The sequence below is a fragment of the Aeromonas sp. R3-1 genome, assembly GCF_040908345.1.
Classification (GTDB): Bacteria; Pseudomonadota; Gammaproteobacteria; order Enterobacterales; family Aeromonadaceae; genus Aeromonas; species Aeromonas veronii.
In genome coordinates this window covers 1-12,171 of the sequence record NZ_JBFODN010000213.1, presented here as the reverse complement: position 1 = coordinate 12,171, position 12,171 = coordinate 1, and the positions used below count along the sequence as shown (strand labels likewise).

The following is a 12,171-nucleotide window of genomic DNA, read 5'->3' as shown; positions in this document are numbered from 1 at the left end:
AAACAGCATAAAAATTCCTGTGTTAAACAAAAACTGGCCAACACGGCCGGGCAACAGTGGATATCTGCATGAAAAAAAAGAGATGGCGCGAGGGCCATCTCTTCATTGTGCCGGTTAGTGCAGTGGAATGGTACCGTCCATCACCTTGTAGAAGGCAAGCACGGCACAGCCGAGCAGGGCCGCCGTCATCCCCTGCTCCAACCGGTTAAGGCCGCGCAGACCGTGATGCTGACGCGCCTTCCAGTAGATGAAGATGCCCGGACTATAGAGCAGCGCCACCAGCAACAGGTACTCCACACCGGCAGCGTAGACCAGCCAGCAGCCGTAAACCGTCGCCACCAGGGCCAGCAGCAGGTCACGCTTGCGCTGATGAGGTTGACCCTGATAGGTCTCCCCTTTCAATGCCAGCTTCAGGCCATAAGCGCCCGAAAAGACGTAAGGCACCAGCGCCGCCGAGGTTGCGATGTTGACCAGCGCCAGATAGGTGCTGCTCTGGAAGTAGATGATGATCAGGAAGATCTGCACCAGACAGGTAGAGCACCAGAGGGACACCTGCGGCGAGCCGTTCTTGTTCTCCTTGGCAAACCAGCCCGGGAACACACCGGTCTTGCCCGCGATGTAGGGCACTTCAGCGGCCAGCACGGTCCAGCTGAGCAGCGCCCCCATCACCGACACCACCAGACCGATGTTGATAAGCCAGGCGCCCCAGGGGCCGACCACGGTTTCGAGGATCATGGCGGTCGAAGGGTTCTTGAGCGCCGCCAGTTGCGGCTGGCTCATGACACCTAGCGAGAACAGGGTCACCATCACATAGAGTGTCAGGGCGCCGAGCAGCGCCAGCACGGTCGCGCGGCCCACATCCTTGCGATGACGGGCACGGGCAGAGACCACCACGGCCCCTTCAATCCCGATAAAGACCCAGAGGGTCACCTTCATGGTGGACTTGACCTGATCCATCACGGAGCCCAGCTCCATGTTGTTCTGGCCCCAGATATCCAGAGTGAAGGTATCCATGTTGAAGGCCAGCAGGATCGCAACACAGAAGACGATGAGCGGCACCATCTTGGCGATGGTAGTGACGATATTCACCAGTGCAGCAACCTGTACCCCGCGCAGCACCAGCGCATGCACCGACCAGATCAGGATGGAGGCCAGCGTGATGGCGACCGGCGTATTGCCGTCACCGAAGATGACGTTGTCAGGCGTATCGAAGAAGTAGCTCAGGGCGCTGAACACTACGATGGCGTAAGAGACGTTGGCCAGCAGTTGGCAGAGCCAGTAACCCCAGGCGGCGTTGAAACCGATGAAATCGCCGAAACCGGCTTTGGCATAGCTGAAGATACCGCCATCGAGATCGGGGCGGCGCATGGAGAGGTTCTGATAGACCAGCGCGAGACAGATCATGCCAAGACCGGTGATGGCCCAACCCAGGGCGACCGCCCCGGCACTGGCATGCGCAGCAATGTTTTGTGGCAGACTGAAGACCCCGGCGCCGACCATGGAGCCGATCACCAGCGAAATGAGGGCGCCCAGCCCTAGTTTCTTGTCCATTTCAATCCTGTTTATTTAGGCGGCGGCAGAGCGTCCGTATTCATACTGCGCGCAATATGGGAGGGGCTGGGAATCCTGACCCCGTGAAAAAGGCGGCAACTATATTGCATGACTATTCCGACCGCAATCCCTCGTCCCATCAATCATGCACCGCCTTGACCGCGCGCAATTTTACAGCACTGACCCATATGGCCTGTGAGCTGGCTCAAATTAACCAAGACCCATTGATATTTCTCATTTTTCTGCCAACACAACCTGACTCGCATGGTTCCTATGCATCGCCATTCAGGCACTCTCTGTATAAATAATCTGCATAAAAAAGCCCCGGTGGAAACACCGGGGCCCATTATGTAAATCCCTATAAACGCAAACCGCCATCCAGTTCTATCATCCTTCCCGACAGATAGTCGTTGGCAAAAATAAAGCTCACCGTCTCGGCCAGCTGTTGCGCCTCGCCAAGGGTGCCGACCGGAATGGCCTGCTGCATCCGCGCCATCGCCTCCGGCTTCATCGCCGCCGTCATGTCGGTGGCAAACACCCCGGGGGCAATCCCCATCACCCGAATGCCATGGCGCGCCAACTCCCGCGCCCAGGTCACCACCAGCGAGGCAACCCCCGCCTTGCTGGCGGCATAGTTGCTCTGGCCAATATTGCCAGCGCGGGCGATGGAGGAGATGTTGATGATGACGCCCCCCTGCCCCCCTTGGGCCATCAGCGCCGCCCCTTCGCGACCACAGAGGAAGGTACCTGTGAGGTTGACGTCAATCACGCTCTGCCACTGGGCCAGCGTCATCTTCTCCACCAGCTCACCCTCTTTCACCTTGATCAGCATGCCATCGCGCAAAATGCCGGCGCAGTTGATAAGACCGTGCAGCACGCCAAAACGCTCCTTGATGCCAGCAAAAACCGACTCAACCTCGGCTTCGCTCGCCACATTGCAGACAAACAGCTCGCACTGACTATCTTGATCGCACTGATCATTCTGACTGCGCACCAAGGCTGCGGTCGCCTCCAGATCGGCGCGATTGATGTCGAGCAGTGCCAGCGTCGCCCCCTGTGCGCCCAGGGCCAGCGCAATGGCACGTCCCAAGCCACGTCCGGCGCCGGTAATAACGATGACCTTATCTTTGATATCCATCAATGCTCCTTGTAGCTGGTCGAAGGGAGATGCCTTGAAGAGAGGTGGCCCGTCAGGCGGGATCCTGTTTATCCAGATAGAGTTCGACGATGCTGGAGAAATCGCGGCTCCCCTGCCCCTGAGCGGCATGCAGGTTGAACAGGTTACGCGCGAGCGCCCCCATCGGCACAGCGCTGTGGCCATGCTCGGCCAGCGCCATGGCCAATCCCAAATCTTTCACCATCAAACGGGTCATAAAGCCCCCCTGATAGTTGCGGGCGGCAGGGACATTCTCCATCACCCCGGGCCAGGGGTTGTAGCGCTCCAGACTCCAGTTGTTGCCGGAGCTCTTGCCCATGATGGTAGAGAGCACGGCGGGATCCAGCCCCTCCTTCACCCCGAGGGCCAGCGCCTCGGCAGTGCCCGCCATGTGGATCGCAAGCAGCATGTTATTGCACATCTTGGCGATCTGCCCGGCGCCCAGCGTCCCGGCGTGAAACAGGTTCTGCCCCATGCAGGCGAGCAGAGGTTTCGCCGCCTCGAAATCCGCCGCGTTGCCGCCAACGATAAAGGTGAGCGTCCCGGCGGCCGCACCGGCGACACCGCCCGATACGGGGGCATCAATAAAGCGCAAACCGCGTGCGCGGGCCGCCTCCCCGACCTGACGGGCAGAGTCGACATCGATAGTGGAGCAGTCGATCACCAGTGCACCAACCGGCAGGGCTGCCAGCAGATCCTGCCCGCCCCACTCACCGGCGCTCTCGCCCAACCAAAGGGCGCGCACATGCTCCCCCGCAGGTAGCATGCTGATCACCACCTCGCAGCCGGTCACCGCTTCGCGGGCACCTCCTGCCGCAATACAGCCCGCTGCAATGGCTCGCTCGACACTGTGGGCAACCAGATCAAATACCTGCACCGTATGCCCGGCCTTGGCCAGATTGGCTGCCATGGGTCCCCCCATGTTGCCTAGCCCGATAAATCCGATCCTTGTCATTCTGCTTGCTCCTTGCGTTGCTGATGGCGGCGTCCGCCGGTTGCCAAGATGTTATTCCTTGCAGGCCAACGGATTGCGCCCCTGCGGCCAGCGATAGAACTCGTCCAGCCACTCCCCCTCCGGTGGCAACTGTTGCCAGCGGGGATCTTTATCCTTGTCGATCAGCAGTGCCCGTACCCCTTCCACAAAATCCCCCTTGAGCACACAGTTGACCGAGAGGGTCAGCTCCTCGGCAAATACCTCTGCCAGTGAGTTGCGGCGAGCCTGCCAATATTGACGCCACAAAATGGCGCGGCTGATGGGGCTGCCAGTGCGGCAGATCTGTTGCGCCTGCTGAAGTACCACCTCCTGTTCATCGAAATGGGCGCTGAACAGCCGCGCCAATACCCCTTGCAACGTGCGCCCCGCCAGCAAGGCATCGATCCTCTGTTGATGGGGTAGCAGCACTGGCGCAGGCAAGCGGGCCGCCACCTCACCATGCAATCCCCTGAGCAGCAGGTCGATCTGCTCACGGGGCTCACCACTGCCAGCCCAGTCGAGTACGGCGAGGCGTGACAACAGCGCACTGCGCTCGCCACTGGCGATGGCGTGATCCGCCAGCCCAAGACCGATGGCATCACTCCCGTTGAAGCGGGCGCCAGTCAGACCGAGCCAGAGCCCGAGTCGCCCCGGCATCCGGCTTAAAAACCAGCTTGCCCCCACGTCGGGGTAGAGGCCGATGGTCACCTCCGGCATGGCGAACAGGCTTCTTTCGGTCACCACCCGAAAATCGGCTCCGGCAAACAGGCCAATACCGCCCCCCATGCAGATACCGTCCGCCACGCAGATCAGGGGCTTGCGGTAAGAGTGGATGTGGTGGTCGAGCCGGTACTCCTGCTCGAAAAAGTCGCGGGCATATTCGAACAGTTCCGATCCGCTTGCCTCCTGTTTGCGGTAATAGAAGGAGCGGATATCGCCACCGGCACAAAATGCCTTCTCACCCGCCCCCTGCAACAGCACACAGACGATGGCGGGATCCTGCTCCCAACGGGTCAGCGTCTGTTGCAGGATCTGGATCATCGGCAGGCTCAATGCGTTGAGAGACGCCGGGCTGTCGAGGGTCAACACCCCGATCTGATGACCATCTTCGGTGGGATAACAGCTAACCTTGACCGGCTCACTCATAAACGGCTCCGTATGGATTTATTTTGTTGGGCCATATTGCCAGCGCGGTAAGCGTTTCTCCAGGAAGGCGGCCACCCCTTCACGCTGGTTGGCATCGCTAAAGAGATCGAGAAACAGCGCTCGCTCAAGGGGCAAGGCGGCATCCCGCGGGCCGCTGCGGCCCTGATTGATCAGGGTTTTGCAGGCGCGCAGGGCGCTCGGGCTCTGGCGCTCCATCAGATGGGCCATCTGGTGCGCCGCCTCCCATGCCTGACCGGTTTTCACCACCTCCTCCACCAGCCCCATCTCGTAGGCCAGCGAGGCACTCACCTTCTCACCGCAGAGGATCATCCGCTTGGCCCAGCCCGGCCCCACCAGCTCGGTCAGGCGCTGGGTGCCACCGGCACAGGGAAGCAAGCCCACCGATGCTTCCGGAAGTCCCAGCAACGCCTGCTGCTCGGCGATACGGATATCACAAGCCAGCGCCACTTCCAGCCCGCCTCCCATGGCATAACCATTGATGGCGGCGATACTGACGCCGTGAAAACGAGCCAGCGCCTCGAAGGCCTTGCCAAAGGCCTCGGCTACTTCGCGGGCCAGCTCGACATTCCCCTCGACAAACATATTGAGGTCGGCACCGGCGCAGAAAAATTTGTCGCCCGCACCACGGATCACCAGCGCCACCACATCGGGACGACTGTCGAGCTCCACCATCACCTGCAAAAAGGCCTGCAGGCTGGCGAGAGTCCAGGTGTTGGCAGGGGGATGGTCGAGGGTGATATAGGCCACGTGGCCATGATATTCGAGTCTGATCCTTGTCATAGCATTGTCCTTGTCGATGAAGCTGCCGCCATGATGACAGGCTTGAATGACACCAACCTGTGGCTGGCTCACAAAGCCGAAACCGGCATGGCATGGTGCAAATCGGGTGGCAGGCAACACACCCTTGATGCGACCACCGGTTAGCCCAGCGACAAACCGGGATCGGCCAGCAGGCGGCGCGCGATGATGAGTCGCATCACCTCGTTGGTGCCCTCCAGAATGCGGTGTACCCGTGTATCGCGCAGATAGCGCTCGAGCGGATACTCGCGGATATAACCATAGCCGCCAAAGAGTTGCAGAGCCTCATCGCAGACTCGATAACCCACATCGGTGGCAAACCGTTTGGCCATGGCGCACCAGGCACTCTTGTCCGGTGCCCCGCGATCCAGCTTGTCAGCGGCCTGACGCACCAGCAAACGGGCGGCAGCCAGCTCGGTCGCCATATCGGCCAGGCGAAACTGCACGCTCTGGAATTCGCTGATCGGGTGACCAAATTGCTGGCGCTGCTGCACATAGACCAGCGCATCGTCCAGCGCCTGCTGGGCGGTGCCCACCGAACAGGTGGCAATATTGATGCGCCCCCCATCGAGGGCCTGCATGGCGAACTTGAATCCTTCCCCCTCTTCGCCCAACCGATAACAGGCAGGAATGCGAACCCCGTTGAAAACAACCTCCCGGGTCGGCTGGCTGTTCCAGCCCATCTTCTCTTCTGCCTTGCCATAGCTCACGCCGGGGGCATTAGCCGGCACCATAAAGGCAGAGATCCCCTTCGCACCTTCACCACCGGTACGGGCCATCACCACCAGCACGTCAGTGCTGCCCGCTCCCGAGATAAAGACCTTGGTTCCCTCGATGAGGTAGCTATCACCCTCGCGAGTGGCTCGGGTCATGAGTGCCGCAGCATCGGAACCCGCCCCCGGCTCGGTGAGACAATAGGAGCCCAGCAACTCGCCGCTGGCCAGTTTGGGCACCCACTCTTTGGCAACCTCGGTGGGTAACCAGCTTCCCAGCATCCAGCTCACCATGTTGTGGATAGTCAGATACGCCGTGGTCGAGGTACAGCCCATGGCGAGGCGTTCGAAGATGAGGCTCGCATCGAGGCGCGGCAGCCCCAATCCGCCAAACTGCTCCGGGGTATAGAGACCACAAAAACCTAGCCCGGCCGCCAGCTTGATGGTCGGGATCGGAAAATCATGCTCCTTGTCCCAGCGCGCGGCATGGGGTTTGAGCGCCTCATCGGCAAAGGCGGCGGCCGCCTCCACATACGCCTGTTGATCATCGGTCAGGGTAAAATCCATCTTGTCGTTCACTCCCTTGTTGCCCCGCGCATATTTTCCCGCATTAGTGCTTTATGACGCGGCGCCCACACGCTGCGTCAGTCGGATCTGCCACTATGGCGCTGTTGTCGTGGTAGCTGCTGACTCTTTCACTACCACCGCTTTATCGACACACAACAGATTAACAATTGATTTACGTTTACGCTAACGTAAACTTGTGGCAGAAGTGAAGTACAAAAATGGACCGACCACTGCCAGCCATAACGCAGAGTCAGCCGGTCGAACCAACCTTCCTACCCGACTGTCATATCCGCAAGGAGAGCATGGATGCAGATGGATGAGACTCTGAATGCCCTGACCGAACAGGTTGCGGCTTTCTGCCAGAAAGTGATCGCCCCACGCGCCAGCGAGATCGATCAGAGCAATGCCTTCCCCCGCGATCTCTGGCCCCGGATGGGTGAGCTGGGGCTGCACGGCATCACGGTGACCGAGGAGTATGACGGGGTGAACCTCGGCTATCTCGCCCATGTGCTGGTGATGGAACAGGTGAGCCGCGCCAGCGCCTCGGTCGGCCTCTCCTACGGCGCCCACTCCAATCTCTGTATCAATCAGATCCACCGCCACGGCACGGCGGAGCAAAAAGCACGCTATCTCCCCCCGCTGGTGAGCGGCGAGCATGTGGGGGCGCTGGCCATGAGCGAGCCGGGCGCAGGCTCCGATGTGGTCAGCATGCGCCTGACCGCGGAGCGCGAGGGGGATCACTTCGTCCTGAACGGCAACAAGATGTGGATCACCAATGGCCCGGATGCCGACACCTTCGTCATCTATGCCAAGACAGATACCAGTGCGGGCCCCAAAGGGATTTCTGCCTTTATCGTCGAGGCGGGGACTCCCGGTTTCACTACCGCCCAGAAGCTCGACAAGCTGGGAATGCGCGGCTCCAGCACCTGCGAGCTGGTGTTCGACAACTGCCGGGTGCCGCAGGAGAACCTGCTGGGCACCCTGCACGGCGGGGTCAAGGTGCTGATGAGCGGGCTCGATTACGAGCGGGTGGTGCTGGCTGCGGGCCCCCTTGGCATCATGCAGGCCTGCATGGATGTAGTGCTGCCCTATGTGCGTGAGCGCAAGCAGTTTGGTCAAGCCATCGGCGAGTTCCAGCTGGTGCAGGGCAAGCTCGCCGACATGTATACCCGCCTCGCCAGCAGCCGGGCGCTGGTCTACTCGGTGGCGAGCGCCTGCGATCAGGGTCGCACCAGCCGTAAAGATTGCGCCGCAGCCATCCTGTTTGCCGCCGAAAACGCCACCCAGATGGCCCTCGACGCTATCCAGCTGCTCGGCGGCAACGGTTACATCAACGAATACCCCACTGGCCGCCTACTGCGGGACGCCAAACTTTACGAGATCGGCGCCGGCACCTCTGAGATCCGCCGCTGGCTCATCGGCCGCGAGCTGATGGGAGAAAATGCATGAGTCGTATCCACTCCCGCCTCGACATGGCGAGCCCGGAATATGAGGCCAATCGGGCCGCCATGCAGGGGCTGGTCGACGATCTCCATATTCGCATTGCCGAGATCGCGCTAGGGGGCGGCGCGGCCAACAACACCCGCCATCAGGCCCGCGGCAAGCTGCTACCCCGCGAGCGCATCAATCAACTGCTGGACCCGGGCTCCCCGTTTCTCGAACTCTCGGCGCTGGCTGGCTGGCAGGTCTATGACGAGCCGGTACCCGCCGCCGGTATCATCACCGGCATCGGCCGGGTCTCGGGCAGGCTCTGCATGCTGGTGGTGAATGACGCCACCGTGAAGGGCGGCACCTACTACCCGCTCACGGTGAAAAAACACCTGCGCGCCCAGGCCATCGCCGAGCGGCTGCGTCTCCCCTGCCTCTATCTGGTGGATTCCGGAGGCGCCTTCTTGCCGATGCAGGACGAGGTGTTCCCCGACCGGGATCACTTTGGCCGCATCTTCTACAACCAGGCCCGCATGTCGGCCCAAAACATCCCTCAACTGGCAGTGGTGATGGGGCTCTGCACCGCTGGCGGCGCCTACGTGCCCGCCATGGCGGACGAGTCGATCATGGTCAGGGAGCAGGCCACCATCTTTCTGGCCGGCCCGCCGCTGGTCAAGGCCGCCACCGGCGAGGAGATCAGCGCCGAGGCGCTGGGCGGGGCAGATGTACACTGCGCCCACTCCGGGGTAGCGGATCATATGGCCCGTGACGATGCCCATGCGCTGGCCATCGCCCGCACACTGGTGACTCATCTGGGTAACGAGCCGATAGAGAGCAGCCCCGGCTACGAGCCCCCCTGTTACCCCATAGAGGAGCTCTACGGTCTGGTGGGCACCAGTCTCAAACGACCTTACGACGCCCGCGAACTGATTGCACGACTGGTGGATGGTTCTGACTTTGACGAATTCAAGGCGCTGTTCGGCACCACACTGCTGACCGGCTTTGCCCGTATTTGCGACATGGAAGTGGGGATCCTCGCCAACAACGGCGTGCTGCACAGCGACAGTGCCCAGAAGGGGGCCCACTTTATCCAACTCTGTAACCGGCGTGCCATCCCGCTGCTCTTTTTGCAGAACATCACCGGCTTTATGGTGGGGAGCAGCGCAGAAAAAGAGGGGATCGCCAAGCACGGCGCCAAGCTGGTCACCGCCGTGGCCTGCAGCCGGGTGCCCAAGATCACCCTGATCGTCGGCGGCAGCTTTGGTGCCGGCAACTACGGCATGTGTGGCCGCGCTTATGAGCCCGATTTTCTCTTTAGCTGGCCCAACAGCCGTATCTCTGTCATGGGTGGCGAACAAGCTGCCGGAGTGCTGGTGCAGGTGCGCAGGGACAAGCTGGCTGCCGAGGGCAAGAGCCTGAGCGAGCAGGAGGCGGCCGCCATCCGTGCCCCGGTGATCGAGCAGTATGAGCGGCAGGGTCACCCCTACTACGCCAGCGCCCGCCTGTGGGATGACGGCGTCATTGACCCGGCCCAGAGCCGCACCGTGCTGGCACTGGCGCTCGCCGCATGTCAGGGTGCCCGCATTGAACCCGAGCAGTACGGCATCTTCCGGATGTAAGGAGCAAACCCATGTCAGATCCACTTACTTCCTCAGCACTTGGCTCTTCAACACAGGGCCCGTTTCGGCTGGAGCGGCATGGCCCGCTGGCCGAACTGGTGCTGTCGCGCCCGGCCCGCCACAACGCCTTTGATGCCGACCTGATGCTGGGGCTGCTCGACTGTCTCGATGATCTGGCCCATCTTCATGGTCATGATCTCGCCGAACGCCCTCACGCCCTGCTGCTACGTGCCGAGGGCAAACACTTTTGCGCGGGCGCCGACCTCAACTGGATGCGCAATCTGGCCCACGCCGATTTCGAGCACAATCGCGAAGATGCCCGGGTACTGGCGCGGCTGATGCAGACCCTCGATGAGCTTCCCTTCCCTACGGTGGCACTGGTGCAAGGGGCCGCCTATGGCGGGGCGCTGGGCCTCATCTGCGCCTGCGACCTGGTGCTGGCCAGCGACGATGCCCGCTTCTGCCTCTCAGAGGTGAGCCTGGGTCTGGTGCCTGCGGTGATCAGCCCCTACGTGGTGCGCACCATGGGAATGCGTCAGGCGCGCCGCTACATGCTCAGTGCCGAGCCGTTCGATGCCATCACCGCCTGTCGGCTCAATGTGGCACATCAACTCTGCAAGCCGGATCAACTGCTGGCGGAGGGACGGGCGCAGGCCCTTCGTCTGTGCCGCAACGGGCCGGAAGCGATGAAAGAGACCAAACGACTGCTGGCGGCGATAGAGGCCCATCCTTCCCGCCTGCACGAAGAGAAAACTGTCGAGACCATTGCCCGGGTTCGAGTGGGACTCGAAGCACAGGAGGGAATGCAGGCCTTCTTCGACAAACGTCCTCCCGCCTGGCGTCCCCGTTTCAAGGATGAGACATGAACTATCACACCCCGATTAAACGTCTGCTGATCGCCAATCGCGGCGAAATCGCCGTGCGTATCATCAAGACGGCGAAACGCCTCGGCATCCACACCATCGCCCTCTACTCCGATGCCGACGCCCACGCCATGCACACCCACCTGGCCGATGAGGCCTGGCATCTGGGGCCCGCACCGGCCAGAGAGAGCTATCTCGACACCGGCAAGGTGCTGAAGATTGCCAAAGAGGCGCACGCCGATGCCATCCATCCCGGTTACGGCTTTCTGTCGGAAAACAGCGACTTTGCCACCGCCTGCGAGCAGCGCGGCCTGCGCTTTGTCGGCCCAAGCGGCGCCGCCATTCTCGCCATGGGCGACAAATCGGGGGCCAAGGCACTGATGCAGGCAGCCGGTGTACCTGTGCTGCCCGGCTATCACGGCACGGATCAGCGGCAGGACTTCTTGCGCGATCAGGCGAGCCAGATTGGCTTCCCGCTGCTTATCAAAGCGGCCAGCGGCGGCGGTGGCAAGGGGATGCGCCGGGTCGATCAGCTGGCCGACTTTGACGAGTCGCTGGCGGCAGTCAAGCGGGAGGCAAAGGCTGCCTTTGGCGACGATCTGGTACTGCTGGAGCGCTATCTGCCCCAGGCTCGCCATGTGGAAGTACAGGTCTTTGCCGATAGCCTCGGCAACGCCATCTATCTGGGGGACAGGGACTGCTCCTTGCAGCGACGCCATCAGAAGGTGATCGAAGAGGCGCCCGCACCCGACATCCCTCCGGCTCTGCGCCGCGCCATGGGGGAGGCAGCCGTGGCCGCAGCCAAAGCCATCCACTATCAGGGGGCGGGCACCATCGAGTTTCTGCTCTGCAAGGATGAGTTCTTCTTTATGGAGATGAACACCCGGCTGCAGGTAGAGCATCCGGTCACCGAAGCAGTGACCGGGCAGGATCTGGTGGCCTGGCAGCTGGCCGTAGCCGAAGGCAAGCCGCTGCCACTCACTCAGGAGGAAGTGGTGCTGCGCGGCCATGCGGTGGAGGCGCGCCTCTACGCCGAGGATGTGGCGGCCGGTTTTCTGCCTGCCAGCGGGCCCATCCACTGGCTCCACTTGCCCGTTGGCGTGCGCATCGACACCGGCGTCACCGCTGGCGATGAGGTGAGCCCCTATTACGATCCCATGATCGCCAAGCTGATCGCCCACGGCCAGAACCGCGCCGAGGCGTTCGCCAAACTGGCAGATGCGCTGGCGGCACTGGATCTCGGGCCGCTGGTGCACAACGGCCCGCTCTTGCTGCGCCTTTGTGAAGAGCCTGACGTCCTGGCCATGGGCCACCATACCCAGTGGCCCATTCCCAC

Annotated in this window: 10 protein-coding genes; 4 read left to right on the top strand and 6 right to left on the bottom strand. The window is 61.8% G+C overall.

Features of this window, described 5'->3' with window-relative positions; genetic code table 11:
- Positions 1-114: 114 nt before the first annotated feature.
- The 6 genes from arcD to AB5Y85_RS13790 all read right to left on the bottom strand — a co-directional run bounded on the left by arcD (position 115) and on the right by AB5Y85_RS13790 (position 6,925).
- Positions 115-1,551, bottom strand: coding sequence for an arginine-ornithine antiporter (gene arcD, locus AB5Y85_RS13815; protein ID WP_257687746.1), 1,437 nt, complete (start codon positions 1,549-1,551; stop codon positions 115-117).
- Between the two features lie 358 nt (positions 1,552-1,909).
- On the bottom strand, positions 1,910-2,689 hold the full coding sequence (locus tag AB5Y85_RS13810; RefSeq protein WP_123172940.1) for an SDR family oxidoreductase: 780 nt from the start codon (positions 2,687-2,689) through the stop codon (positions 1,910-1,912).
- Between the two features lie 52 nt (positions 2,690-2,741).
- Positions 2,742-3,662 carry a 3-hydroxyisobutyrate dehydrogenase gene (mmsB, locus tag AB5Y85_RS13805; RefSeq protein WP_199427452.1) on the bottom strand — a complete coding sequence of 307 codons (921 nt, stop codon included), beginning with the start codon at positions 3,660-3,662 and terminating at the stop codon, positions 2,742-2,744.
- A 51-nt stretch (positions 3,663-3,713) separates the two neighbouring features.
- Positions 3,714-4,826 carry an enoyl-CoA hydratase/isomerase family protein gene (locus tag AB5Y85_RS13800; protein WP_257687745.1) on the bottom strand — a complete coding sequence of 371 codons (1,113 nt, stop codon included), beginning with the start codon at positions 4,824-4,826 and terminating at the stop codon, positions 3,714-3,716.
- Positions 4,827-4,844: 18 nt separating this feature from the next.
- Complete coding sequence (locus AB5Y85_RS13795; protein ID WP_199427450.1) at positions 4,845-5,627, bottom strand: enoyl-CoA hydratase; 783 nt, start codon at positions 5,625-5,627, stop codon at positions 4,845-4,847.
- 140 nt (positions 5,628-5,767) lie between these two features.
- Positions 5,768-6,925, bottom strand: a complete 1,158-nt coding sequence (locus AB5Y85_RS13790; protein ID WP_199427449.1) for an acyl-CoA dehydrogenase family protein — start codon at positions 6,923-6,925, stop codon at positions 5,768-5,770.
- Positions 6,926-7,231: 306 nt separating this feature from the next.
- Here AB5Y85_RS13790 and AB5Y85_RS13785 point away from each other — a divergent pair, with 306 nt between their 5' ends.
- The 4 genes from AB5Y85_RS13785 to AB5Y85_RS13770 all read left to right on the top strand — a co-directional run.
- Positions 7,232-8,374, top strand: a complete 1,143-nt coding sequence (locus AB5Y85_RS13785) for an isovaleryl-CoA dehydrogenase (RefSeq protein ID WP_257687744.1) — start codon at positions 7,232-7,234, stop codon at positions 8,372-8,374.
- Positions 8,371-9,972 carry a carboxyl transferase domain-containing protein gene (locus AB5Y85_RS13780; RefSeq protein WP_257687743.1) on the top strand — a complete coding sequence of 534 codons (1,602 nt, stop codon included), beginning with the start codon at positions 8,371-8,373 and terminating at the stop codon, positions 9,970-9,972. Before AB5Y85_RS13785 ends, AB5Y85_RS13780 begins: the two co-directional genes overlap by 4 nt.
- A gap of 11 nt (positions 9,973-9,983) precedes the next feature.
- Positions 9,984-10,838 (top strand): enoyl-CoA hydratase-related protein, encoded by an 855-nt coding sequence (locus AB5Y85_RS13775; RefSeq protein ID WP_128835562.1) that lies wholly within the window; start codon positions 9,984-9,986, stop codon positions 10,836-10,838.
- Positions 10,835-12,171: acetyl/propionyl/methylcrotonyl-CoA carboxylase subunit alpha (locus tag AB5Y85_RS13770; RefSeq protein ID WP_368221590.1), on the top strand; the 1,337-nt coding region annotated here is incomplete at its 3' end. The genes AB5Y85_RS13775 and AB5Y85_RS13770, both read left to right, overlap by 4 nt.